Raw genomic sequence first — 25,632 nt, 5'->3', positions numbered from 1 at the left:
ACCCACTGTAGCGAAAGCCGGATTGCCGTAATAACAAAAATACGTTATGGATGAGCTAACCAATTCTTAGCGATAGCCGCCATGAGCCAAACGTCCCGTCCTCGCCTGCCCAAACTGAACGCCATTTTGGCGTTTGAAACCGCCGCCCGCACCGGCAGCCTGGCCAAAGCGGCAGACCAGTTGGCATTGACCGCCGCCGCCGTCAGCCAACAGATCCGCCAGTTGGAACAGCAACTGGGTATTGTGCTGTTTATCCGCGCCAAGAGCGGCGTGACGCTGACCGAACAGGGAGCGGACTACCTGGCCTACGTGCAACAGGCCTTCGAAACGCTGCGCGTGGCGCAACAGCATGTTGATCGCCAACGGGGCAAGGAAACGCTGACGGTATTCGCCTTGCCGGCACTGGCATCCAAATGGCTGAACCCGGCGATCGGCGATTGGCTGGCCCGGCATCCACAGGTAGATATCCGCCTGCACGCCACCCATGCCGAAGTCGATTTCGCCGGTTCAGCGGCGGACTTTGCCCTGTGTTTTGGCGATCAGGACTACCCGCTGTTGGAAAAAGTGCAGCTGTTTCAGGACTGCGTGCAGCCGGTTTGCAGCCCGCAATTACAGGCCAGCGGCGACTGGACCCAGCAGCCGCTGATCCATGTCGATTGGGGCAAGGAAAGTCAGTTCCTGCCGGGCTGGCATGACTGGTTCAGCGCCGCCGGGCTACCCCCGCCACAACGGCGGGGCCTGACCTATAACCTGACCTCACTGGCGATTGATGCCGCGGTTGAGGGCCACGGCATTTTGCTCGGCCAGCAGCAGCTGATCCAGCGCGAACTGGCCAAGGAGACGCTGGTGCCGCTGGCAGAACCGGCACTGCCGCTCAGCAAACCCTACTACCTGGTTTATCCGCAACGTACGCTGGACAAACCCAAAGCGGCCGAGTTTTTGACGTGGCTACAGAGCATCGCGCCGGTAGTTACCGCTCGCTAGCCACTGCTGTCATTAGCCGGTTTGGGACATCATCTCGCCCAGCAACAGGTTGGTCGCACGCGGCAGGTAAACCTCGTTGCCGGCACCGGGGGTCAGCGTCAGTTCACCAATGTAGATTTGCTCGCGGGTGAGATAAAAATCGACACGGCAATAGTCCAAATCTGCCGCAACGGCTTTCGCCACCCGGATCATTTCATCCCAGAACGCCGGTTTTTCATTCAGCGTATTAATCTGCGGGATATCCGCCTGGGTAAAGAAACAGTGATGCGCATGCTCGTCCAAAAACTCCAGTGAAGTCGGCTCAGGCCCGCCACGCAACAGCTCTACGAATAAATAAGCGTGTTCACCGTTAAAAACATGCACCTTGTAGTCAATCAATTCACCTGCTGTTTCTATATCCAACAATTCCTCAACAAGGATCTGCTGCGGAATATTGGCATAGTGTTTCTCACGAAATCTTTTCCAATAGGTTATTTCAGACCATTCATTGAGAATTTTCGCAATTTCGGGGAAAGTCACTTCGCTTTTATCTTTGACTATCTTTACCTGCTGCGAGGCATTATTAGTTTTGATAACAAACGATTGAGGTAATGAAAGATAATCTTTTTCGGTAAAATTATCGCGAATCATAATGATGGGGGTTAGGTACTTTTCCGATACCCGCTGTGAAATATAGTCTCTGACCGCCACCTTATCGGCTAACCTACTGAAATCGCCGTGCGGATAGCGCATTCTTCGATAGATTTTCTCTGAAAATGTCTTCGGGTGTTTGAAGTTAATCCAGGTACCATGGGCAAGATAGTGGCTGACTTGATAATAGATAAAATCGGGCGCGGCCCGATAGAGTCGTTTTGCGAGTTTTCTCATTCTTCTCTTTCTTCCATGAATCTAGCATAAGGATAAATGCTGCTGACATTCCGGTTATGGCATCTTAATTATAAAACCTTGTAAGTCATTCCTTACAGATGGCAGGGAAATAATCGGATGATTCCTATTATAAGATGCGACAGGGAAAGTACCAGTGAAATTAAAATTCATAGATATCAATATCGTGAGAAATGCGTTTTGGATGATATCCGAAAAAATGGTGTCTATCCTTGGCGTTATTTTTATTACCGCTTATATGGCGAGATATATCGGCCCGGAAAGCTTTGGCAAAATCACCTTTGCCACCGCGATTTTCGCCATTACTCAAACGCTGGCGCTGCTGGGCTCCGATACCGTGCTGTTCAAGCGGATCAGCCGCAACCCGGCCTCGGGAACGGCATTGATGTTTTCCACCAACCGGCTGCGTCAGGGCTGCTTTGTGTTGTTCTCGGCGGCAATATTGATTTACACCGGGCTACGTGAGGATTTCATTACCTTCTATTTTTGCGCCGCCACCTTTGTCGCCAGCTTCTTCTCACTCAGAGACGTCTTCACCATCTATCATGATGCCCGGCTGGAGTCGCGCTTCAATACGCTGGCCAACGTCAGCGGGCTGGGCAGTGCGCTGCTGGTGCGTTATCTGATCGTTTATTTTGATCTGCATCTGTATTACCTGGCGATCCCAATCGTGATGGTTTATTTGATCCCCTATCTGATCCGCCACCATATCTATCACCGCCGTCATCCGCGCTTTGTCGCACCAGGTCGCGTTCGCCGCAAATACGTGCGCTATCTGCTCGCCAGCGGCCTGCCCCTGGCGGTTTCCAATGTCTCCATCGCCATCTACACCCGGCTGGCGCAGTTGTTCCTGATGTGGTTCGTCTCCGCCGAAGCGCTGGGCATTTACTCCGTTGCCATTACGCTGGCCACCGCCTGGATGTTTGTCACCGATGCGGTGATCACCTCATTTTTCGCCAAAATATTCGCTTATCAACGCGATGATGCCATGCGCACCACCGCCAAACTCAATGGGCTGGTGCTGGCGATTGCCACCGCTATCGTCGCCGGCATCTTTTTGCTCGGTAAACCGGTGATTGTGCTGCTGTACGGCGAACAGTATTTGGCGGCTTACCCGGCGATGGGGGTGTTGGCGGTTGCCACCCTGCTTTCCGCCCTGGGTACCCTGGCCTACAAATACATTGTGATTTTCTCCGGCTACGGCTTCTTGTCGAAGAAGATGTTTCTGGTATTTATCATCAATATTCCGCTGTCCTACTGCCTGATCCGCCAATACGGCATGATGGGCGCGGCCTACAGCACCCTGCTGACCGAGTTGTTGTCGTTGACCCTGCTCAACTACTTCTTCCGCCGTGGCGCAGTATTGCAGATGCACCTGCGCTCGCTGAACCCTTTGACCTATCTCCGGCGTACAACCCAGGGTGGTTAGATAATCAAGCCCCGTAACCACAGGAACGTTAATTGTGGTTCCCGTTCGCCCGCTGACAGCGGGCACAACGCTCAGTGCTTAAGCTGCCCTCTCTCTCCTGCTAAGTTGCTCTCACAGGCCGAAAGCTTTAAAAGCGAATCGCCTTCGGCCTGCATATTTTTATTTTCAAAACACCTCTGTGCCACTGCAAATATTACTTTGCAAAAGCCTGCATAACCGAAAATATGAGGATAACCCTATGATCGCATTAAATGACTATGCCAATCTGCGCGCATATACCGGCAGTGAATCAACCGTAATGATTGAAAATAGCCATCACCACGGCGTATTCCTCCGTGACGGTGCAGACACTACCAGCCTGGATAATGGCGCCACCATTATTCGTGACACACAGAATCGTTGTTGGAAACGTATTATCAATGACGGGGATTACAGCATTGACTGGTGGTTTCAGGCTGGCGATGAACAGGACTACTCGCTGACCATTAACCGTGCCAGCAACTTTTTACAGGTTAAAGATGACGAATGGTGGAAATCAGCCATTCCGACTACCCCCGCAGGTATTAATCTGGTTGGGCCCGGGGGTGTACGCCAATGTAAAACCACTGCCAATTTAAAACTGTGGAAAAACTCCGTCGACTTTAAGGGCACCATTCTGGATTTTCGCGGCGCAACAGATATTGAATGCGTGCGAGTGCTTTACAGCTCAGGAGCGCCGGCCATTTATAACCTGCGCATTGTCGGTACTGCGGATGCAACAGCCAACCTACGAGGTCTGTGCGTTTATAGTGATGCTGCAAATATTCATGGCATGCCGACCAGCCAATTGCTGGTACAAAACGTTTGGCTCACCGACCTGTATAAAGGCATCATGTTTGGCAACAATGCCTACATCCAAAGCTGGCACAGCATTATGGTACGTGGCTGCGTTTGGCCAATCTGGTCAGCCAGCACCGCCAATGCTGGTGAAAAAATTGTGTTTTACAAATGCCTGTTTGGCGATGGCACCAACTTTTATCAGGGTGTCCATTCGCTGGCGTTCCGTGATTGCTCATTTGACTACAGCGGCTTTAACAACGTGGCCGATCAACAAGCGAATACTGACTACGGGTTATTCGATCTTAAATCCGGCACGCTAGACTTTAAAAACTGCCACTTCGAGTGGGGTAATGAACATCGCCGTAACTCCCGGCCGGTATTTACCAGTAACAACGGCGGCACGGTAAAAATCAAAGACAGCCAGTGGCATAGCGTGGAAACCAATGTGACAGATCCAGATGGTACGGTTCCCTATCAATACGTTGAGTATTTCTATTTCGATAAGTCCAGCGATCTTAGCGGCAAATGCTACATTGACGGTTTCGATCTGATTAACTCAGATATCAAGAAAGGCTGGTCCAATAATCATATCGAAATGAAGCGAATCGGGGCGCCCGGCTACCTTAATATGTGGCGTCAATTGTACCTCGGTGATGGTGTTAATCATCTGCCAGAGCCTACCTGGAAAGAAAACAGCGCACTATTGCTGAACAACGTTTATGCAGCTACCGGTAATCGAATTTCACAAACAGAAACCTCAGACCTGGCGATTACCCTGAAAAATGGCGTCATCACTGCAACCACTAAAACACCGGCAACGGCGGACAAGAAAATTGAGATTTATTTCCCAATTGAAAAAAATGATCTTGTTTTGTGGCGCACCACGCTGGAAAACCTGAAAGGTTTGAGCTCGTTGGATGTCACCATTGGTACCTACCAAGGGAAATATGAGCTTAACGGCAGCGCCGGGGTCAATATCCTGCTTGAGAAAACCTGTCAGTGGGGCAGAACCGGGACGGTAACCCCAGCATCTTCGGCAACAATGACTTCGGATCGCATTACTGCACTGAACTCTGCCGAGTATTTGCCCCTGCCTGAGGGTTATGTCAACTATGCCCGTATCCTAATCATCCTGAAAAACTTCGCCGGCAGCGCCACCAGCCCGGCTTCGGTAGATATCACCAAACTGCTGTGCCAGAAAATCGATATTGTTTCCCGTAATCCGCGTAAAGCCTGGTAACGGACAAGAGCCGCCTCAAACGAGGCGGCTCTTTATCCCTTCATGCAACTAGTCATATTGGCTCCAAATATGAATGACACTACTTCATAACTTCTTCCGTCGTGGTGCAGTATTGCAGATGCACCTGCGCTCGCTGAATCCTTTGACCTATATCCGGAGGCCGATTAGCAGCGGCTAGCTCTCCAGCTCGACCACCCTGACATACAAGGCAGCAAGCAGTGACAGGTCAATCAACAGCGCAAAAGCGTAGGGAAAACCCGTTACTCCGCTAAAACTCGATTGGATCAGCAGTACCGCCGCAACCGCAAGGATAACTCCTGCGATCAACAGCGCAGGCGCCTGTGTGTGCCGCCACAACGCATGCCCCTCTTTTTTGCCTTGATGTATCGCGACGGCGTAAACCATTCCCTGACCCAGCCCAGACACAATCATTGCCGTCAGCAATGACAGTTCGCCAGGCAAGTCATGCAATGTCAGGATCAGTAGCAAGGTGCCGACGGCACTGATGACAAAGCCCTGGCGCACGCGGGTCAGGCGACTTTTGTGCTGGAACACTCTCAATTGCATTAAAAATACGGCCAACACAAAGGCGATAATGAAAATGGTCAGCATGGCGATCAACAACAGCGGGCTTTCCAACGCATAGCGCTTGAGCAGTAGGGCAACTTGCGCCACCAGCCCACTGAATAAAAGAATACCGGCATTAGATTGCGCCTGCTCTTGCACGGAAAAGGGGGCAGATAAGGAAGACATTGTCATAAAACCCTCACTATATAAAAGCGGCGATAGAAAATTAAATTCATCCTCGGAAGGAGGTATATTGAGCCTATCGCATATATAATCAGGCAATCAAAGTCAGAGTTTTCACCCATGGATGAAAATAACTCATCATGCAATCCTCCCGTTTACCGCCGCTGGGCGCACTGCGCGCCTTCCATGCCGTTGCCGATTGTCTCAGCTTCAAGCAGGCTGCCGGGCAACTGAATGTCAGCGCCACTGCTGTCAGCCATCAAATCCGTTTGATTGAATCCATGCTGGAATGCCGCGTATTCGAGCGCAACGCGCAGGGGGTGAAACTGACCGAGGCCGGACACTTGCTGTATACGGGCACGCAATCCGCCTTTACCGCCCTGGAAGAGTCGGTAAAAAAAATTGATCAGGCCAGACAACCTCCGGCACTGACCATCACCACCACCTCTAACTTTTTGACCAATTGGCTGGTGCTGCGCCTTGAAAGCTTTAAGGCGCAATTCCCCGAGATTGATTTACACCTGCATACCAGCGTGCAAAGCGTCGACTTAACGCAGCGTACTGTCGACGTGGCCATACGTTATCGTGAAACCGCTGAAATAGGCCTGCACAGCACCTTGCTGTATGAGGATCGGTTTATTGTGGTTGCCAGCCCGGCACTGGCCTTAAATTCCCTGAGTGACCTGCATCGCACGACGCTGTTTCACGTCGAGAACAGGCATGTTCCTGCCGAAAGCCCTGACTGGAAACACTGGCGGCAAGGTTACGGGCCGGAGAATCTGAATATTTCCAGAGGCCTGTATTTCAGCGATGAAACCCATGCGCTGCAGGCCGCCGTGGCTGGGCAAGGGGTGGTTATTGCCAGTAAGTTGCTGGCAGAAGATTTGATAAAACGCAAAATGCTGGTGGCGCCTTTTGAATTGTCTTTGCCCGGCGCAAATTATTATCTGGTGACGCTGGAAGACACTGCCGAGCGCCCCGACGTCGTATCATTACGCGACTGGATGCAGAAAAATATGCGCCCCGGCACGCTGGGGTAAGGGATTTATTGGCTGAGCCTGGAGCTTAATGCCAGTGCAGCACCACGGCACCGGCCAATACCGTTAACACGCCCAGCCACTGTATGGCGGCAAGACGCTCATGCAGCAGCAAAGCACCCAGCAGCGCGGCGATGCCGCCAGAAAGCGTGCTAAGCACCGTCACCACCGCCACCGATCCGCCGCCTGCCCCTACGGCAAAGGCGCTAAAGCCACCCAGGTTGAGCAAACTGGCCGCCAGCAGCAGCCCGCCCTGCCGCCAGTCTGGACGTGATACCAATGCACGCCGGTTAGTGCTCAGCGCCAGCAGGGCCGTTAACCCCAGCGTATAGCCGAGCCACAGGCTGACACTCGGCCCCAGCACTGGCAGCGTGTATTTCCCCTGCAACCAAAAACCGGTGCCATAACCGCATGCGGCGATCAGCGCGAAGGCCATCGCCGGTAAGGTCGACGAAGAATTGCCCGGCTGACGAGCGGGACTGACGGCGGTCAGCATCACCCCCAGTAAACAAATAACCAGTCCCGTCAGCGTCAGCGCCCCCAGATGTTCACCACTGAGCCATGACAGCAGCGTAGTCACCGCACCGTAGCTGGTCACCAGGGGAGCCACCATCGCCGCCTTGCCAATAGCAAAGGCCTGCGACAGCGCCAGTGACCCGCCTATGATCAGAGCAGCGGCCAGCAATGCCAGCCCCCAAACCACGCCGGAAGTCGCAAAGACAGGAACCGCCGTTGCCGGTAATAAGGCGCTAAAAATCACAAAGCCAATCGCCTGCGAAAAAAATACTGCCCTGCGCACCCCCACCGATCGGGCGTTGATACCGACCAAAAAATCCGTGCCGCCCCAGCACAGTGCGGCAGCCAGCCCCATCACAATGTCCACGCGATACTCCCGTCGAAAATTTGCCCTAAAAGTAAGCAAAAAATCACTTGTGGAACATCGATAGATTGGCAATATGGTTGAATGAAACTCAAGCTGAACGCTCAACCTCGCCTGCCCTCCCTGAAAGCTCTGCATACTTTCGAGGTGGCGGCGCGCTGCGCCAGTTTTACCGAGGCAGCGGATGAGTTGAACGTCACGCTGGGAGCGGTCAGCCGCCAGATACGTCATCTGGAAAATGAGCTGGGCGTCGAGCTGTTTCACCGCAAGGGGAACGCGGTGGCGCTAAACGACACCGGCAAACAACTGGCTATCGACGTGACTCGCGCACTCACGTTGCTGCAAAAAGCCAGCGATCGCGTCCGACCAGAGCAACAGCAAACGCTGAAACTGACCTGTACGTTGGGCATCGCCAGCCATTGGCTGGCTGCACGACTACCGGCACTGCGCCGTGCCGATCCCGATGTTTCACTGGTGCTGGATGCCAATGAAAGCCTGCGTGACCTGGCCAATGGCGAAGCGGACATTGCCATCCGCTATAGCCCAACGGCCAACCCGCCGCCGCACTCCCGTGAGCTGCTCGCCGATGCCTTTGCGCCGTTAGCCAGCCCAGCCTTTCTCGCCGCGCATCCTCGTCGCATCACGGTCGCCGCTTTGGCGCTGTCGCAGTTGATTCATTCGCCGTGGAAAGATGGGCAGAAGATGGGCGTCGCCGGCTGGCAAGACTGGTTCGCCGCCTTTGGCGAAGGTACCACCGCTCCGCGCGGTATTCTCACCTTTAACAGCGTCGGCCATGCCCTGCAGGAAGCGATCGAAGGCAACGGCATCGTACTCGGCAGCCTGGCAGTAGCCCAGGATGCCCTGACCACCGGCAAGCTGGTTCGGGTATTTGACGACGCCCGACAACTGCCCGCCGCCTATCAATACCGCCTGTGTTGGGCGGACAGCGCATTCGTCAGTTCCACCACCCGCCGCTGGGTAAACCTGTTGTTGCAGGCGGCAGGAAAAACCCCGGCGTTCTGACATAGCACTTATTGCCCCCACAACTTTGCCAAATCCAACTATTTTATGTTCAATTTTTCTGCTGTGAGATAAGCCGTGGACAGACAACGCTACCTGCAACATATTGGATTCGCAGGCATCCCCAAGCCCGACCTTCTGACGCTACAACAATTACACCGCGGCCATATGCTGAAGGTTCCTTTTGAAAACCTGAGCATTATTTATCAGCAGGGGATCCATCTGGAAGAACAGGCGCTGTTCAATAAAATTGTCGAACACAACCGGGGCGGCTTTTGCTACGAACTGAACCGGCTGTTTGCTCTGCTGTTGCAGGACATCGGTTTTAGCGTGCATTTTATTTCCGGTGAGATCCGCGCCCGCGACGGCAGCTTCGGCCCGCCGTTCGACCATATGGCGCTGATGGTGGAGCTGGATCAGCCGTATCTGGTGGACGTGGGCTTTGGGGATTCATTTCTGACGCCGCTAAAGATAACCACTGCCGAGCAACAGCCACAAAGCACCGGTACTTTCCACCTGGAACAGGAAGGTGAAATTTACTATCTGGAGCGCCGTAACGGCGATCAGCGTTCGCACGCCAAAACGCTCTATCGCTTCAGTCTGCAAAAACGTCGGCTCGACGAATTTGCCGACATGTGCCATTACCACAGCACCTCACCACAGTCGCATTTCACCCAGAAATTGGTGTGCTCCCACGCCACGGAAAACGGCCGGGTGACCATCAGCGAGAACAAGCTGATTATCACCGAAGATCACCACCGCCGGGAGTCGACGCTGCATTCGGAAGATGAACGCCGCGAAGCGCTGATGCACTACTTCCAGATTGATCTGGACAACTGAACCTCTCAGATTGGCTATACTTTAGCCCGATGGAAGCAGTCAATCGAGAGGAAGCATGATGAAAAAGAAAATCCTGGTGGTACTCACCAGCATTGCCAAATACCCCAGTATCGATCGCGCCACCGGCCTGTGGCTGGGGGAAGCGGTGCACTTCGTGAAGAAAGTGGAAGCTGCCGGCTATCAGGTTGATTATGTCAGCCCGTCAGGCGGTTATACCCCCATCGATCCCCACAGCCTAGCCATGGCTGACGCCACTGACTGGGAGTGGTATCAGAACAAGCCGTTTATGAACCGGCTGGGTGCCACGCTAAAACCGTCCCAGGTAAACGCCGCCGATTATGGTGCCATTTACTATGCCGGCGGCCATGGCGTGATCTGGGATTTCCTGGACAACCCGGCATTGCAAACCCTTAGCCAGTCGATTTATGAAAGCGGCGGCGTGGTCTCCTCCGTGTGTCACGGCGCTATCGGCCTGTTGAATATCAAACTGGCCAACGGCGATTACCTGATTAGCGGCAAAAAGGTCACCGGTTTCAGCAATGAAGAGGAACAGCTAGCGGAATTGGATAAGCTGGTGCCCTACCTGACCGAAACCGAGCTGAAAAAACGTGGAGCCCTTTATCAGAAAGCGGCTGAACCCTGGGCCGCATTCGCATTGAGCGATCAACGGGTGGCCACCGGGCAAAACCCGGCGTCGGGGGCTGCGGTGGCAGAGGAAGTGCTTAAACTGCTGGCAGGAAAATAATCGTTAATTCATTGGGGGAGCACAGCTCCCCTGTTTCATCCTTAACGACAGATCACCCGGGCAATATCCTTCGAGTTATTCAACGCACGGATCTCGCTGAAGAGTTCGGTCGCCTGGTCATATTCTTTACGCAAATAACCCAGCCACTGTTTTATCCGCGCCACGTGGTACAGGCCGGTATCGCCCTGTTTTTCCAGATGAACGTATTTTTGCAGCAGCTGTACTACCTGTGGCCAGGGCATGCGCGGTTCATTGTATTTCACTACCCGGCTCAGGTTGGGCACATTCAGCGCGCCGCGCCCGAGCATCACCGCATCGCAGCCGGTGGTTTGCAGGCAATCTTGCGCGCTCTGGTAGTCCCAGATCTCGCCGTTGGCGATCACCGGAATGGTCAGTCGCTGACGGATCTCGCCAATCGCCGCCCAGTTGATACGCTCGGCCTTGTAACCGTCCTCTTTGGTGCGGCCATGTACCGCCAGTTCGGTGGCGCCGGCCTGCTGCACCGCATCGGCAATTTCAAAGCTGCGGCTGTCGTTATCCCAGCCCAGGCGTATTTTTACCGTCACCGGTAAATGGGCAGGTACTGCCGCACGCATGGCTTTGGCGCCCTGGTAAATCAGCTCCGGGTCTTTGAGCAGCGTCGCCCCGCCGCCGCTGCCATTGACCAACTTGGATGGGCAACCACAGTTAAGATCGACGCCGTAAGATCCCAGTTCCACCGCGCGAGCGGCATTTTCTGCCAGCCACTGCGGGTATTGACCGAGCAATTGAATACGCACCAGAGTGCCGGACGGCGTGCGGCTGGCGTGATGCAGTTCGGGGCACAGACGGTAGAAAGACTTGGCTGGCAGCAGTTGATCGACCACGCGCAGGAATTCGGTGATGCACAGGTCGTAGTCGTTCACTTCGGTGAGCAACTCACGCACCAAAGAATCGAGAACGCCCTCCATCGGAGCCAATAATACGCGCATGTTCACCCCTGCTAAAAAAGACGCGCAATGATACGGGGGAATACCCGCAGCAGACAAGCATCTGGGGGAATAAAACCGCGCTACGCCAATTGGCGCAGCGGTACACCGGCGATAAAGGCCTCGATGTTTTCGATCGCTTCGCGGAAATAGATTTGATAGTTGCTGTCGGCCACATAACCCAGATGCGGCGTCGCCAGCACATTGGGCAGATGGCGGAAGATGTCGTCGCTCGGTAAAGGTTCAACCTCAAACACGTCCAGCCCGGCACCGGCAATTTGCCCCTGCTGCAATGCGTCAATCAACGCGCTGCGATCGACAATCGCCGCACGTGAGGTATTGATCAGATAAGCGGTTTTCTTCATCGCCTGCAGCTCCGGTCGGCCCACCAGCCCACGGCTACGCTCACTGAGCACCAGATGAACCGAAACAAAGTCGCTCTGTTCAAACAGCGCCTGTTTGGATGCAGCCAGCGTCACTCCCACTTCGGCAGCCCTTTCCGCCGTCAGGTTTTGGCTCCAGGCCAGCACCCGCATGCCAAACGCCTGTGCCACCACCGCCATTTGGCGGCCAATCTTGCCCAACCCCAGCAGACCCAGCGTCTTGCCCTGCAGCGTTATGCCAACCGCCTGCTGCCATGGTCCGTTGTGCCGCAGGCCGTGATTTTCCACCAGCAGATGTTTTGCCAATCCCAGCAGCAGTGCCCAGCTTAGCTCCATCGGCGCGGCTGAGCCGCTGGCGGTACCGCAGACAATCACCCCGTGCTGTGCCGCTGCCGCCAAATCAATAGAGGCATTGCGCATACCTGAGGTGATCAACAGCTTTAATTTGGGCAAGCGCGCCAGCAGCGTGGCGGTGATGGGGGTGCGCTCACGCATAATCACTAAAATGTCGCAGTCTTGCAGATGTACTGCCAGTTCCGCTTCATCACTAAAATGCTGGCTGATGGCGAACACCTCAACCCGATCGCCGAGGGCCGACCAGTCCGCCATACTGAGCGCGACCTGCTGATAATCATCGAGAATGACACATTTCAGTTTCAACTTCGGCTCCGGGGTTCAGGGGCAGTCAGTCGGCGCGCACGTCAACCAGCACCGGGCAATCGGCATTTTCAATCACCAGCGCACTGTGCGACCCATTCATCAAACGCCTAAAGGGCGAAAGATGGCGGCGGCCCATAATAATCATCGTCGCGTTCAGCTCTTTAGCCTGGGCGACGATGGTTTCTGCCGGTTCACCGGCTACCACCCGTCCACGCGCGTTGACGCCAGCGCCTTGCAGTTCGGTCAGCGCCTGGCGCACCACTGCCGCAGCGGCATTCTGCTCATCCTGCGCATAGTCGAAATCTGCCGGATCTTCACCCGCTTCAATTTCATACGGCCCCTCCATGGCATAGCTCAGATCAACGCAGCACAGCACCACTACCGCCGCCTGTTGCGCCAACGCCTGTTCCGTAGCCAGTGAAATGACTTTGCGCGCATTAGCGGAGTTATCAACCGCGACCAACAGTGTTTTCATTATCTTCTCCGATTAATCTCGAGACGCCGCCTTGCCGATTTCATCGATCAGCGCGTCTTTGCACCTGAGTATTTCCTCGCGGAAGCGAGTTTCATTTTTGGTAAAACGGGAGCTGGGCACTAACAGACTGATGGAGAAACGCCCCAGAATGGTGTCGATGGCCACCGCCATGGTAGAGACGCCTTCCAGCGTTTCCTCCCGATCATAGGACAGACCGGTACGGCGTATTTCGGTTAAGTGCTCCAGCAATGCCGGAAAATCACGCACCGTCATATCGGTCACCGCCATATAGGCCTCGCCCAGCAGTTCCCTGGCCGCATCGTCGCTGTTCAATGCCAGCAGCGCCCGCCCGCCGGAGGTGCTGTACAGCGGCAGATTCATGCCGATACGCGGCACTACCCGCAGCTCACGATCCGCAACAACGTAATGCACCACCGCCAGTTGCAGACCACTGGCACGCCCCAACGAAACCGTCTCGCCGGTGGCGTCACTCAACGCCTGTAACCAGGGCGTCGCAATCGACACCATTTCGGTATGTACGCTGGCAATCAACCGCAGCAATGATGGCCCCAGCCGCACACCACCGGCACCGCCGCGCACCAATTGCACGGAATCGAGCGCGTTGACGATACGTTGCACGGTGGAACGCGGCAGATCGACCGCCAGCGCAATTTCCCCCAGGCTCATGCCATTGGGTTTTTCACCCAACGCATCAAGGATTTTCGCCGCACGGGTAATGACCTGAATACCGCCAGCCTTTTCGTCATCACTAAATGTAGAGGGTTCAGACATAGAAGTTATCGCTCCTTGCTTTTGGACCACACTGTAACACTTTTTTATTCCCGGCAGCACAATGTACCGCATTGCAATACAGCGCATCACAATGTAGCATGCGTCACATTGTATCGCTATGCAATACAGTGCATCGCAATTTTCGTTTCTGGAGTTTTACTATGAATGCTCAGCCTGCGCCTGCCGTCGCCGCGCCGCATCCTTTCACTCTGCGTTTGGCTGTGGGGTTGGTGGGGGTGCTGATTGCCGCCCTGACCTCAGGACTCAATGATCGCATCAGCGATCTGGCGCTGGCCGATATCCGCGCGGCTATCGGTATCGGTTTCGATCAAGGGAGCTGGATCACCTCGGTTTATCAGGCAGCGGAAGTGTCGGCCATGATGGTGGCCCCCTGGTTTGCCGTGACCTTTTCGCTACGCCGTTTCGCCCTGGTGATGATCGGCGGTTTTGCCACCGTCGGTGTACTCCAGCCTTTAACCGCTGATCCCACGCTGTTTATTACGCTGCGGGTGGTACAAGGCCTGTTTGGTGGCGCATTGCCGCCGTTGCTGATGACGGTGGCGCTGCGCTTTCTGCCGCCCGGCATCAAGCTTTACGGGCTGGCCGCCTACGCGCTCACCGCTACCTTCGGGCCTAATGTCGCGGCACCGCTGGCGGCGCTGTGGACCGACAGTCTGGGTTGGCAGTTTGTGTTTTGGCAGGCGGTCCCGCTGTGTTTGATCGCCTCCTTACTGATCGGCTGGGGATTGCCGCAGGATCCCTTACGGTTGGAACGTTTCCGCCAGATCGATGGGTTCGGCATGCTGACCGGTTGTAGCGGTATCGCACTGTTGATTCTCTCGTTGACTCAGGGAGAGCGACTCGACTGGTTCAATTCCCCCTTGATTAGCCTGATGTTGCCGGTTTCCATTGCGCTGCTGGTGGTGTTTTTGATCAACGAATGGTTCCACCCGTTGCCGCTGTTAAAACTGCAATTACTGCGGCGAATAAATCTTTCTTATAGCCTGCTGACGCTGGCTGGCGTGCTGTTGCTGGCGCTGTCAGGCTCGATGCTGCCGTCGTTTTACTTTTCGCAGGTGGAGGGTTTTCGCACCGTACAATTTGCGCCGCTGGCCTTAGCCGTCGGCTTGCCGCAGTTGGTGATAGCACCTTTAATCGCCACCCTGTTGAACCTGCGTTGGGTAGACTCCCGCTGGGTGTTGACCCTCGGTGCCGCGTTCATCGCCGGCTCTTGTCTGCTTGGAATGCAACTGACCGACGACTGGGCGCGGCAAAATTTCTGGCTGATCCAGAGCCTGCAGGCGTTTGGCCAACCGATGATGATTTTGCCGGTTTTACTGATGTCCACCAGCGTGATCATGCCACCGGAAGGTCCCTTCGCTTCCGCCATGTTTAACACCGTGCGCGGTTTTTCCGCCGTGGCAGCAGGCAGCCTGGTCGAGAATTTTATGAGCCACCGGGAGCAATTTCACTCTCATGTGCTGGTTGACCGGTTAGGCAATCGCCCGTGGCTGATGACGGCAGAAAACTCAGAACATGCCAGCGGTACCGTGCCGCTGTTGCCGGACGGCTCGGTCAGTTCAGTGGAAAACCTCGGGCACTTTTCGACGCTGGTCAAACATCAGGCGGTGATCCTCAGCATCAGTGACGCCTACCTGCTGATTATTGGCTGCGCGCTGCTGCTGGTGTTGCTGACCGCCTGGCTGCCGAAGCGCACTTATCCACCACAAACGCTTTTACCCTTAGTTCCAAAAACATCAGGATCATAACCATGAGCTACACCCCTGCAAAACGAACCTTAACTCTGGCGTTGCTGCTGTTAGTCCTGCTGGCTATCGCTTTCTTTGTTCGCTCATCGCTTAACCGCCATCATTTTCGTACCGATGACGCAGTAGTGAGTGCCGACTACACGCTGGTAGCCCCCAAGATTTCCGGCTATATCCGCAGCGTCAATGTCAGTGATAATCAGCAGGTGAAAGCCGGTGACGTGCTGGCCACTATCGACGACCGGGATTACCGCGTGGCGCTGGAAACAGCACAGGCCAATCTGCAGATGAGCCAGGCCAAGCTGACCAGCATTCAGGCACAGCTGGATCAACAGCAGGCCAATATTGCCCAACAGGAAGCCAGCGTCAGCGCCAGCCAGGCCACGCTTAACTATGCCGGGCAGAATGCCGATCGCTATCGCCGATTGCTGAAAACCGGTACCGCCACCGCCGATGAACAGCAAAAATCCGCTTCCGTGATGCAGACCGCTGCGGCGCAGCTAAAGCAAAATCAGGCAGCCGTGGTTGCGGCACGCAAGGAAGTTGGGGTGTTGCAGGCCAGCCGGAAACAGGCCGAGGCCAATATTGCCGCCTCACAAGCCAGCGTGGATCAGGCGCGTCTGAACCTTTCCTATACGCAGATTATTGCACCGATTGCCGGCACCGTCGGTCAGCGCGCAGTGCGTCAGGGAGCCTGGGTTTCCGCCGGTACGCGGCTGCTGGCGGTGGTACCGCTGCAGCAGAGCTATGTGGTTGCCAACTTCCTGGAGACGCAGTTGGCTGGGGTTTCTGCCGGCCAACCGGTTTCAATCAGCGTGGATGCACTGCCTGGGGTGACATTGCGCGGTCACGTTGACAGCATCGCCCCGGCGACCGGTGCCACCTTTGCCGCCATCAGTGCCGATAACGCCACCGGCAATTACACCAAAGTCGTCCAGCGCCTGCCGGTGAAAATTCTGCTGGAACCGAATCAGCCGGAGCTGGCGCGACTGCGCGTCGGCATGTCGGTGGTGCCGGAACTCGAGATGCGCTGATTTTTGCCTATAAAAAAGGCCACCCTAAAGGTGGCCTCTTGGCAGCTGAAAACAGCGCAATTTACTCAGCCGGGCGGCTGCGCGGACGGCGCGGAGCACCTGAACGCGGCTTGCCATCACCCTGCGGACGGGCATTGCCGCCACTGCGGTTTTCACGCTGACCGCCGTTGCCACTACGCTGACCGCCACCGTTACCGGAACGCTGACCACCGCCGTTGCCGCGTGGCGCACCGCGCCCGCCAGCCTGACGACCGTTGATGATCGGTTCTGCCTTGATGCTCGGGTCCGGCTCATAGCCTGGCAGAGCAATACGTGGGATCTCACGTTTCAGCAGGCGTTCGATATCACGCAGCAGTTTGTGTTCATCCACGCACACCAGCGAGATAGCCTCACCGGTACGTTCCGCACGACCGGTACGACCGATGCGGTGCACGTAGTCTTCCGGCACGTTAGGCAACTCGTAGTTCACCACATGTGGTAACTGGTCGATATCCAGACCGCGTGCCGCGATGTCGGTAGCGACCAATACGCGGATTTTGCCGTCTTTAAAATCGGCCAATGCGCGGGTACGGGCGCCCTGGCTTTTATTGCCGTGGATAGCGGCGGCAGTGATGCCGTCTTTGTTCAGCTGTTCTGCCAGGTGGTTGGCGCCGTGCTTGGTGCGGTTGAACACCAATACTTGCTTCCAGTCACCTTCGCCGATCATCTGGGACAGCAGTTCCCGCTTACGCTTCTTGTCAACGAAGTGCACGCTTTGTTCGATTTGCTCGGACGCGGTGTTGCGGCGCGCCACTTCAACCGATGCCGGGTTGTGCAACAGTTTGTTGGCCAGCCCTTTGATATCGTCGGAGAAGGTTGCAGAGAACAGCAGGTTCTGACGCTTGGCAGGCAGCTTGGCCAGCACACGGCGGATATCATGGATAAAGCCCATATCCAGCATGCGGTCTGCTTCGTCCAGCACCAGAATTTCAATTTTGGACAGGTCAACTGCACGCTGGTGTTCCAGATCCAGCAGGCGACCCGGTGTTGCCACCAGCACGTCAACGCCACCGCGCAGTTTCATCATCTGCGGGTTGATGCTCACGCCACCAAATACCACCAGCGAACGCAGGCGCAGGTATTTGCTGTAGGATTCGACGTTTTCGCCGATCTGCGCAGCCAGTTCACGGGTTGGCGTCAGGATCAACGCACGTACCGGACGGCGACCTTTGACCGCATGGTCATGCTTACTCAGCAGCTGTAGCAGCGGCAGGGTAAAGCCAGCGGTTTTACCGGTACCGGTCTGGGCGCTGGCCATCAGGTCACGACCTTCCAATACGACAGGAATCGCCTGGCGCTGAATTGGCGTAGGTTCGCGATAGCCCTGTTCTTCAACAGCGCGCAGAATTTCAGCACTTAAGCCGAGGGTTTCAAATGACATAAAGAGAAAAACTCCAGATCCCCCCTAACCTAACAGTGTTCGGTGCAGTTTCCTGGGAGGATTATCAGACGGGACATATTAAGCATGACCACGAGGGATTGGCACAAACTGCAGTGCACCAAGTGGGCGAGTGTAGCAGAAGTCGAACAAGAAAAGGCAAATTAAGTGACTCAGAGCACAATATGCCGAGAATTCAGCCCAGTCTGAAAAGTAATCCTTAAATAAGTTGCGCCTACTGGTTGCATTTCGTGCAATCCGGCATAAAGTTAATCATATGATTGATTAACTTTAGCGAGTGCCGTCAATGCCAAATAATCAGACTATCGGCCGGGCACGGGGTGAACAGGCGCGTCAGCAGTTGATTGCCGCCGCCATCGAAATGTTCGGCGAATACGGCATTCAGGGGGCCACCACCCGCGATATTGCCCAGCGTGCCGGGCACAACATCGCCGCTATCACCTACTACTTCAACTCCAAAGAGGGCCTGTATCTGGCCGTCGCCCAGTGGATTGCCGATTTTATTCAGCAGGCATTTCGCCCATTGGCCGAAGAAATTGACCGCTTCTGGCAACTGCCGGAAGCCGAACGCCCACCGGAGCGTTACCTCGAACACCTGAAACGCGGCCTGCTGGCGTTCAGCGACCTGATGACGCAACCGCAAACGCTAAACCTCAGCAAAATCATGTCGCGCGAGCAGCTCTCCCCCACCGACGCCTATCCGTTGATCCACCAGCAGGTGGTGGCCCCGTTGCATAACAAGCTTTGCCGCCTGCTGGCGGCCTACACCGGCATCGACCCGCATTCGACCAAAATCGTGCTGCATACCCACGCGCTGATCGGTGAAGTGCTGTCGTTCCGTGTGGCGCGGGAAACCGTCCGCCGACAGGCCGGCTGGCAGCAGATCGACACGCCCGAGGCGGAGCAAATCAGTGAGGTGCTGGCTGAACATATCGAGATTCTGGTTAATGGGCTGCGCCAACGCTATGGCGCGTAAATTCAGGCAGGGAGAGTTATGAATAAGAAACGCAGTGCCTTCATCGTGGCCGTTATTGTGCTGATCGCCGCGGCCGTTTACGGGGTCTGGTATTACCAGCAGCATCAGGAAAAACCGCTGACGCTGTACGGTAACGTGGATATTCGCACGGTGAATTTGGGCTTCCGTGTCGATGGACGCCTGGCGTCACTGACGGTGGATGAAGGCGATACCCTGCAACCGGGGCAATTGCTCGGCAAACTGGACGACGCTCCTTACCTCAACGCGCTGCAACAGGCGCAGGCCAACGTCGGCAGTGCCAAAGCCAAGCTGGCGCTGCTGATGGCCGGTTATCGCGCAGAAGAAATTGCCCAGGTACGTTCAGAAATGGCGCAGCGCCTGTCCGCTTTCAGCTATGCCGATAGCTTCCTGAAACGCCAGCAGGGCCTGTGGGCGAAAAATGCCACCTCCGCCGACGCACTGGAAGATGCCCGCACCTCACGCAATCAGGCGCAGGCCAACCTGCAGGCGTCGAAAGACAAGCTGGCGCAGTACCTTAGCGGCAACCGCCCGCAAGAAATAGAAGAAGCCAAAGCCAATCTGGCACAAAGCGAAGCCGCGTTGGCTCAGGCACAGCTTAACTTGCACGACACCAGCCTGGTTTCTCCATCGGCCGGTACGGTGCTAACACGTGCAGTCGAGCCAGGTACCATGCTCAGCGCCGGTGGAACGGTGTTCACCCTGTCGCTGACCCGCCCGGTGTGGGTACGCGCCTATGTTAACGAGGTCAACCTGAGCAAGGCGACGCCGGGTACCGAGTTGGAAATCTACACCGATGGTCGGCCGGACAAACCCTACCACGGTAAAATCGGCTTTGTGTCGCCGACCGCTGAATTCACGCCGAAAAGCGTCGAAACCCCGGACCTGCGTACCGATCTGGTGTACCGCCTGCGGGTGATAGTCACCGACGCCGATGACGCGCTGCGCCAGGGGATGCCGGTCACCATTCGCTTTGCCCAACCTTGAGGGCGCGGTGATGGAACAGGTGATTGAGCTTGAGGCACTGGAAAAGCGTTTCCCGTCACTGGAAAAACCGGCGGTCGCCAGCCTGACGACCCGGCTGACCAGCGGCGCTGTCACCGGGCTGGTTGGCCCGGACGGTGCCGGTAAAACCACCCTGCTGCGCATGCTGGCCGGGTTGCTCAAACCCAGCAGCGGTACACTGCGCGTTGCCGGGTTGGATCCGATCGCTCAGGATCGCCAGTTGCACGCCATTCTCGGCTATATGCCGCAAAAGTTTGGTCTGTATGAAGATCTGACGGTGATGGAAAACCTGACACTGTACGCCGATCTGCGCGGCGTCACTGGCGATCTCCGTAAACAAACGTTCGATCGGCTGCTGACATTCACCGATCTCACCCGCTTTACCACCCGGCTGGCGGGCAAACTTTCCGGCGGCATGAAACAGAAACTCGGGCTGGCCTGCACATTGGTCGGTCAGCCACAGGTGTTGCTGCTCGATGAGCCGGGGGTCGGTGTCGATCCGATCTCGCGCCGCGAGCTGTGGCGCATGGTGCATGAACTGGCCAACGACGGCATGTTGATCCTGTGGAGCACCTCTTATCTGGACGAAGCCGAGCAGTGCCGCGAAGTGCTGTTGCTCAACGAAGGGGAATTGCTGTTCAGCGGCGCACCGAAAGATCTTACCCAGCGAATGGCCGGGCGCACGGTACTGATCGCCCCACCGGCCGGTAGCCACCGCGCCCTGCTGCAACGGGCGATCTGCTTGCCTGCGGTTACCGACGGTGTGATCCAGGGTAAATACCTGCGTTTGATCCTCAAGCAAGGCGAAGATCACCGGCAGGTACTGCAGGAATTGGATCTGCCGGATGCCGAACTGAGCGAAGCGGATCCTCGCTTTGAGGATGCGTTTATCGATCTGCTCGGCGGCGGGCCAAACAGTAAATCGGCGCTGGCGGAGATCATGCCGAGCGTCGAGGGGGAAAGCACGGAAACGGTGATTGAAGCGCAAGGGCTGACCAAGAAATTCGGCGACTTTGCCGCCACCGACCACGTTGACTTCAAGGTGCAGCGTGGGGAAATTTTCGGCCTGCTCGGCCCTAACGGTGCCGGTAAATCCACCACCTTTAAAATGATGTGCGGGTTGCTGGTGCCCACCGAAGGCAAGGCGCTGGTGCTGGGCATGGATTTGAAAACCAGCTCCGGCAAGGCACGCCAACATTTGGGCTATATGGCGCAGAAATTCTCGCTGTACGGCAACCTGACGGTGGCGCAAAACCTGAAGTTTTTCTCCGGTGTTTATGGCCTGAGTGGCAAGGCGCAGCGCGATAAAATCAGTGAGATGTCCAACGCCTTCAACTTTGGCCCGATCCTCAACCAGACGCCGGACTCACTGCCACTCGGTTTCAAACAGCGGCTGGCACTGGCCTGCGCCCTGATGCACGAGCCGGATATCCTGTTTCTCGATGAACCGACCTCGGGCGTCGATCCGCTGACCCGGCGCGAGTTCTGGCTGCATATCAACGGCATGGTGGATAAAGGCGTAACGGTAATGGTCACCACCCACTTTATGGATGAAGCGGAATATTGCGACCGTATCGGGCTGGTATACCGCGGCAAGATCATCGCCGCCGGTACGCCGGACAGCCTCAAACAACAGGTCGCCAGCAGCGATAACCCCAATCCGTCGATGGAACAGGCGTTTATCGAACTGGTGCAGGGTTATGATCAGGAGGAGCAGCCATGAGCCCCAAAATAACCATGAGCGAAAAAATGGCCACCCGCGACGACAGCGGCTTTTCCTGGCGGCGGTTGCGTGCACTTTGCCTGAAAGAGACACGGCAAATCCTGCGCGACCCAAGCAGCGGGCTGATTGCCTTCGTCATTCCACTGATGCTGCTGTTTATCTTTGGCTACGGCATCAACCTGGACTCCAGCAAGCTGCGGCTGGGCATTTTAATGGAACAACAGAGCGAAGAGGCACGGGATTTGGCCAATGCTTTTGCCGGTTCGCCCTATATCGAACCGACCATCAGCGACAACCGCCAGCAATTGATCCAGCTGATGCAGGCCGGACGCATTCGCGGGCTGGTGGTGATCCCCAATGATTTCGCCCAACGTATGGCGCGGCCGCACGACAGCGCGCCGATTCAAATTATCACCGACGGCAGCGAACCCAACACCGCCAACTTTGTTCAGGGCTATACCCAGGGCGTGTGGCAAGTCTGGCAACAACAACGCGCCACCGACAGCGGACGCGAGGAAAAACCGTTAATCGACGTGCAGATGCGCTATTGGTTCAACCCGGCGGCCATCAGCCGGCACTACATTATTCCCGGTGCCATCACCATTATCATGACGGTGATCGGCGCTATCCTCACTTCCCTGGTGATCGCCCGCGAGTGGGAGCGAGGCACCATGGAGGCCCTGCTTTCCACTCAGGTAACGCGCGCCGAACTGCTGCTGTCCAAACTGGTGCCTTACTATTTCCTCGGCATGACAGCCATGGTGCTGTGTATGGTGGTGTCGGTGTGGGTGCTCGGCGTGCCCTATCGCGGTTCGCTGCTGATTTTATTCGTCATCAGCAGCCTGTTCCTGGCCAGTACGCTCGGTATGGGGCTGCTGATTTCCACCATTACCCGCAACCAGTTTAACGCAGCGATGGTGGCACTGAACGCCGCCTTTCTGCCATCGATCATGCTGTCCGGCTTTATCTTCCAGATAGACAGCATGCCGGCCATCGTGCGCGCCGTGACCTATATCATTCCGGCGCGCTATTTCGTCAGCACGCTGCAAACGCTGTTCCTGGCGGGCAACGTGGGCACGGTGTTGATGATTAACCTGCTGTTCCTGATCGCTTCGGCGGTGGTGTTTATCGGCCTGACGGCCTGGAAAACCCAGCGGCGGCTGGATTAAGGAGAAGAAGATGTTTCACCGTCTCTGGACGTTAATCATTAAGGAAATGCAGTCGCTGCTACGCGATCCGCAGACCCGCGCCATTCTGATTATGCCGGTGATCCTGCAGGTGCTGCTGTTCCCGTTCGCCGCCACCCTGGAGGTGACCAACGCCACTATCGCGGTCTACAGCGAGGACAGCGGCCATGCCTCGGTCGAGTTGACCCAGCGTTTTGCCAAAGCCAAGGCTTTCTCGCATGTGTTGCTGTTACGAAGCCCGCAAGAGATCCAGACCACCATCGACAACCAAAAAGCGCTGCTGCTGATCCGCTTCCCGGCCCAATTTTCACGTGATATCGCCAGCGGCAATACCGCCCCACTGCAACTGTTGCTCGATGGCCGCAACTCCAACAGCGCGCAGATCGCCGCCAACTACGTGCAGCAAATTGTGCAGGACTATCAAAATGAGCTGATTGGTAACCGCGCCAAACCCAACAACAGCGAACTGGTAGTGCGCAACTGGTATAACCCGAATCTGGATTACAAATGGTTCGTGGTGCCTTCGCTGATCGCCATGATCACCACTATCGGCGTGCTGATTGTCACCTCGCTGTCGGTAGCGCGTGAACGCGAACAGGGCACGCTGGAGCAATTGCTGGTGTCACCGCTGACCACCTGGCAGATTTTTATCGGTAAAGCGGTACCGGCGCTGATTGTCGCCACCTTCCAGGCCAGCGTCGTGTTGCTGATCGGTATCTTTATCTATCAGATCCCGTTCGCCGGTTCGCTGTTGCTGTTCTACGGCACCATGCTGATTTACGGGTTGTCCTTGGTGGGGTTCGGCCTGCTGATTTCGTCGCTGTGCGCCACCCAGCAACAGGCGTTTATCGGCGTATTTGTGTTTATGATGCCGGCGATCCTGCTTTCCGGTTATGTCTCACCGGTGGAGAATATGCCGGTGTGGCTGCAAAACCTCACCTGGGTCAACCCCATCCGCCACTTCACCGACATCACCAAACAGATTTACCTGAAGGACGCCAGCTTCAGCATTATCTGGCATAGCCTGTGGCCGCTACTGGCGATCACCGCCACCACCGGCAGCGCCGCCTATGCCATGTTCCGCCGTAAAATTGCATAAAAAAAGCTCTGCTTTGTGAATCGCAGAGCCTTTTTGATCACCGGATACCCTATGAATTTCACGCTGCAGCTAGGCGACCAGCCAGCTCATCCCCAGACGCTTACTTGAGTAAGTAACTGGGGTGAGCTGGTGCAGGTAACAACGCTGCAGCTTGAAAGACGACGGGTATTATCTGCGGTTGCCGAAAATGCGTAACAACATCAGGAACAGGTTGATGAAATCAAGATACAACGTCAGTGCGCCGACAATGGCGTACTTGCGGAAGCTGTCTTTGTCATCGGCGTTCAACTGTTCGCCCATCGCTTTCAGTTTTTGGGTGTCGTACGCCGTCAGGCCAACAAACACCACCACCCCGATATAGGTAATCGCCCACATCAGCGCGGTGCTTTTCAGCCAGATATTGACCAGCGAAGCCAGCACGATACCGATCAGCGCCATAAACAGCATGCTGCCGAAACCGCTCAAATCACGCTTGGTGGTATAACCGTACAGACTCATCGCGCCGAACATACCGGCGGTGACCACAAAGGTGCTGGCAATCGAGCTATAGGTATAGGCGATGAAAATGCTGGAAAGCGTCAACCCGGTCAGCGCCGAATAGAGCATAAACAACGCGGTGGCTACCGTGCCGTTCAGGCGATTAACCATGCCGGAAATCACAAACACCAGCCCTAACTGCACGATAATCAGACCGAAGAAAGTGATCTGGCTGGAGAAGATAAAGTTAAGGATCGCGGGCGTGTTGGCCGCGTACCAGGATACAAACGCCGTCAACAGCATGCCACAGGTCATCCAGCCATATACCTGCGCCATGTAAGCCTGAATGCCGCTGTTGGCACGTTCGACGATTGAACCATTAGAGCGTGGATATCGGTCCATGACGGTTACCTTTTGCGTGTGGAACAAGATTTCAGACCCTCGCACCAGGGGGGCCTACCTGCTATAAGCCTACCACAGAAAACCCAAGCTGGAAGTTGCAAAGGTATTGATATATTTCTGCTGTTTACCGATTATTTAGCCGCTTTATGCCAGCGCTGTGCCGCCTGACGATCGCTGTCGCGCGCGTCAACCCAACGGTCGCCCTGGCCAACGGCTTCGCGTTTCCAGAACGGGGCGCGGGTTTTCAGATAGTCCATGATGAACTCGCTGGCTTCGAACGCCATGCTGCGATGGGCGCTGGTTACGCCGACAAACACAATCTCATCGCCAGGAAACAGCTCACCCACGCGATGGATCACCGTCGCGCGCTGCAATGGCCAGCGGCTGCGAGCTTCGTCCACGATTTCCGCCAGCGCTTTCTCGGTCATGCCCGGATAATGTTCCAGCGTCAGCGCACTGACGTTATCACCCAGATTATGGTTACGTACCTTGCCGGTAAAGGTCACCACGGCACCGTCGTCGTCGCACTGCGCCAGCCACTGGTATTCTTCGCCAACGTTGAACGGGGCTTCCCCCACGCGGATACGGGTATTCTCCACC

24 protein-coding genes are annotated in these 25,632 nt (G+C 55.8%); 14 read left to right on the top strand and 10 right to left on the bottom strand.

Going from position 1 to position 25,632, the window contains the following annotated elements; all coding sequences use genetic code 11:
• The first annotated feature begins 81 nt into the window (after window positions 1–81).
• The gene (locus E5C26_RS06900; RefSeq protein WP_135315625.1) at window positions 82–984 is read left to right on the top strand and encodes a LysR substrate-binding domain-containing protein; all 903 of its coding nucleotides are present in this window, start codon (window positions 82–84) and stop codon (window positions 982–984) included.
• A gap of 12 nt (window positions 985–996) precedes the next feature.
• On the opposite strand, the gene E5C26_RS06895 is transcribed toward E5C26_RS06900, so the two are convergent.
• Complete coding sequence (locus E5C26_RS06895) at window positions 997–1,851, bottom strand: ATP-grasp fold amidoligase family protein (protein WP_135315624.1); 855 nt, start codon at window positions 1,849–1,851, stop codon at window positions 997–999.
• 154 nt (window positions 1,852–2,005) lie between these two features.
• On the opposite strand from E5C26_RS06895, the gene E5C26_RS06890 reads away from it, so the two are divergent.
• On the top strand, window positions 2,006–3,298 hold the full coding sequence (locus tag E5C26_RS06890) for a flippase (protein ID WP_135315623.1): 1,293 nt from the start codon (window positions 2,006–2,008) through the stop codon (window positions 3,296–3,298).
• Between the two features lie 238 nt (window positions 3,299–3,536).
• Window positions 3,537–5,357 carry a hypothetical protein gene (locus tag E5C26_RS06885; protein WP_135315622.1) on the top strand — a complete coding sequence of 607 codons (1,821 nt, stop codon included), beginning with the start codon at window positions 3,537–3,539 and terminating at the stop codon, window positions 5,355–5,357.
• 174 nt (window positions 5,358–5,531) lie between these two features.
• On the opposite strand, the gene E5C26_RS06880 is transcribed toward E5C26_RS06885, so the two are convergent.
• A complete protein-coding gene (locus E5C26_RS06880) occupies window positions 5,532–6,110 on the bottom strand; it encodes a hypothetical protein (protein ID WP_240775914.1) in 579 nt (192 codons plus the stop codon).
• A gap of 137 nt (window positions 6,111–6,247) precedes the next feature.
• Between E5C26_RS06880 and E5C26_RS06875 the strand changes: the two genes are divergently transcribed.
• Window positions 6,248–7,147, top strand: a complete 900-nt coding sequence (locus tag E5C26_RS06875; protein ID WP_135315620.1) for a LysR substrate-binding domain-containing protein — start codon at window positions 6,248–6,250, stop codon at window positions 7,145–7,147.
• A 25-nt stretch (window positions 7,148–7,172) separates the two neighbouring features.
• Here the strand turns inward: E5C26_RS06875 and E5C26_RS06870 are convergent, their stop codons facing one another.
• On the bottom strand, window positions 7,173–8,027 hold the full coding sequence (locus E5C26_RS06870) for a DMT family transporter (protein WP_240775913.1): 855 nt from the start codon (window positions 8,025–8,027) through the stop codon (window positions 7,173–7,175).
• Between the two features lie 81 nt (window positions 8,028–8,108).
• Here E5C26_RS06870 and E5C26_RS06865 point away from each other — a divergent pair, with 81 nt between their 5' ends.
• From E5C26_RS06865 to E5C26_RS06855, 3 genes are all read left to right on the top strand, one after another.
• Entirely contained in the window at window positions 8,109–9,047 is a 939-nt protein-coding gene (locus E5C26_RS06865; RefSeq protein ID WP_135315619.1) for a LysR substrate-binding domain-containing protein, read from the top strand.
• A 75-nt stretch (window positions 9,048–9,122) separates the two neighbouring features.
• Window positions 9,123–9,884, top strand: coding sequence for an arylamine N-acetyltransferase family protein (locus E5C26_RS06860; protein ID WP_135315618.1), 762 nt, complete (start codon window positions 9,123–9,125; stop codon window positions 9,882–9,884).
• 58 nt (window positions 9,885–9,942) lie between these two features.
• Window positions 9,943–10,629: a type 1 glutamine amidotransferase domain-containing protein gene (locus tag E5C26_RS06855; protein ID WP_135315960.1), complete on the top strand. Its 687-nt coding sequence runs from the start codon at window positions 9,943–9,945 to the stop codon at window positions 10,627–10,629.
• 41 nt (window positions 10,630–10,670) lie between these two features.
• On the opposite strand, the gene dusC is transcribed toward E5C26_RS06855, so the two are convergent.
• From dusC to E5C26_RS06835, 4 genes are all read right to left on the bottom strand, one after another.
• A complete protein-coding gene (gene dusC / locus E5C26_RS06850; protein ID WP_167796624.1) occupies window positions 10,671–11,600 on the bottom strand; it encodes a tRNA dihydrouridine(16) synthase DusC in 930 nt (309 codons plus the stop codon).
• Window positions 11,601–11,680: 80 nt separating this feature from the next.
• On the bottom strand, window positions 11,681–12,640 hold the full coding sequence (locus tag E5C26_RS06845; protein ID WP_135315616.1) for a D-2-hydroxyacid dehydrogenase family protein: 960 nt from the start codon (window positions 12,638–12,640) through the stop codon (window positions 11,681–11,683).
• A gap of 25 nt (window positions 12,641–12,665) precedes the next feature.
• Window positions 12,666–13,115, bottom strand: a complete 450-nt coding sequence (locus E5C26_RS06840) for a universal stress protein (RefSeq protein WP_135315615.1) — start codon at window positions 13,113–13,115, stop codon at window positions 12,666–12,668.
• A 12-nt stretch (window positions 13,116–13,127) separates the two neighbouring features.
• Window positions 13,128–13,907 carry an IclR family transcriptional regulator gene (locus tag E5C26_RS06835; RefSeq protein WP_135315614.1) on the bottom strand — a complete coding sequence of 260 codons (780 nt, stop codon included), beginning with the start codon at window positions 13,905–13,907 and terminating at the stop codon, window positions 13,128–13,130.
• A 161-nt stretch (window positions 13,908–14,068) separates the two neighbouring features.
• Here E5C26_RS06835 and E5C26_RS06830 point away from each other — a divergent pair, with 161 nt between their 5' ends.
• Window positions 14,069–15,676 carry an MFS transporter gene (locus E5C26_RS06830; protein ID WP_135315613.1) on the top strand — a complete coding sequence of 536 codons (1,608 nt, stop codon included), beginning with the start codon at window positions 14,069–14,071 and terminating at the stop codon, window positions 15,674–15,676.
• 2 nt (window positions 15,677–15,678) lie between these two features.
• The gene (locus E5C26_RS06825) at window positions 15,679–16,707 is read left to right on the top strand and encodes an HlyD family secretion protein (RefSeq protein ID WP_135315612.1); all 1,029 of its coding nucleotides are present in this window, start codon (window positions 15,679–15,681) and stop codon (window positions 16,705–16,707) included.
• Window positions 16,708–16,768: 61 nt separating this feature from the next.
• Here E5C26_RS06825 and rhlE read toward each other — a convergent pair whose 3' ends face one another.
• A complete protein-coding gene (gene rhlE / locus E5C26_RS06820) occupies window positions 16,769–18,127 on the bottom strand; it encodes an ATP-dependent RNA helicase RhlE (RefSeq protein ID WP_135315611.1) in 1,359 nt (452 codons plus the stop codon).
• 304 nt (window positions 18,128–18,431) lie between these two features.
• On the opposite strand from rhlE, the gene cecR reads away from it, so the two are divergent.
• Genes cecR through E5C26_RS06795 form a run of 5 tightly spaced genes read left to right on the top strand, consistent with a single transcriptional unit; the run spans window position 18,432 to window position 24,153 of the window.
• On the top strand, window positions 18,432–19,121 hold the full coding sequence (gene cecR / locus E5C26_RS06815; RefSeq protein WP_135315610.1) for a transcriptional regulator CecR: 690 nt from the start codon (window positions 18,432–18,434) through the stop codon (window positions 19,119–19,121).
• Window positions 19,122–19,139: 18 nt separating this feature from the next.
• Window positions 19,140–20,126 carry a secretion protein HlyD gene (gene hlyD / locus E5C26_RS06810; protein ID WP_135315609.1) on the top strand — a complete coding sequence of 329 codons (987 nt, stop codon included), beginning with the start codon at window positions 19,140–19,142 and terminating at the stop codon, window positions 20,124–20,126.
• Between the two features lie 10 nt (window positions 20,127–20,136).
• Window positions 20,137–21,867: an ATP-binding cassette domain-containing protein gene (locus E5C26_RS06805; protein WP_135315608.1), complete on the top strand. Its 1,731-nt coding sequence runs from the start codon at window positions 20,137–20,139 to the stop codon at window positions 21,865–21,867.
• A gap of 14 nt (window positions 21,868–21,881) precedes the next feature.
• On the top strand, window positions 21,882–23,036 hold the full coding sequence (locus tag E5C26_RS06800; RefSeq protein ID WP_135315959.1) for an ABC transporter permease: 1,155 nt from the start codon (window positions 21,882–21,884) through the stop codon (window positions 23,034–23,036).
• 10 nt (window positions 23,037–23,046) lie between these two features.
• The gene (locus E5C26_RS06795) at window positions 23,047–24,153 is read left to right on the top strand and encodes an ABC transporter permease (RefSeq protein WP_135315607.1); all 1,107 of its coding nucleotides are present in this window, start codon (window positions 23,047–23,049) and stop codon (window positions 24,151–24,153) included.
• Window positions 24,154–24,321: 168 nt separating this feature from the next.
• On the opposite strand, the gene E5C26_RS06790 is transcribed toward E5C26_RS06795, so the two are convergent.
• Together E5C26_RS06790 and moaE are read right to left on the bottom strand one after the other, a co-directional pair.
• On the bottom strand, window positions 24,322–25,032 hold the full coding sequence (locus E5C26_RS06790; protein WP_099065169.1) for a Bax inhibitor-1/YccA family protein: 711 nt from the start codon (window positions 25,030–25,032) through the stop codon (window positions 24,322–24,324).
• Between the two features lie 131 nt (window positions 25,033–25,163).
• Complete coding sequence (gene moaE, locus E5C26_RS06785) at window positions 25,164–25,631, bottom strand: molybdopterin synthase catalytic subunit MoaE (RefSeq protein ID WP_206194248.1); 468 nt, start codon at window positions 25,629–25,631, stop codon at window positions 25,164–25,166.
• Window position 25,632 lies beyond the last annotated feature (1 nt).

The sequence above is a fragment of the Serratia proteamaculans genome, assembly GCF_004684015.1.
Taxonomy (GTDB): Bacteria; Pseudomonadota; Gammaproteobacteria; order Enterobacterales; family Enterobacteriaceae; genus Serratia; species Serratia proteamaculans_F.
Note: the sequence above shows the minus strand (reverse complement) of the source record. Positions and strands in the feature narration are given on the sequence as shown.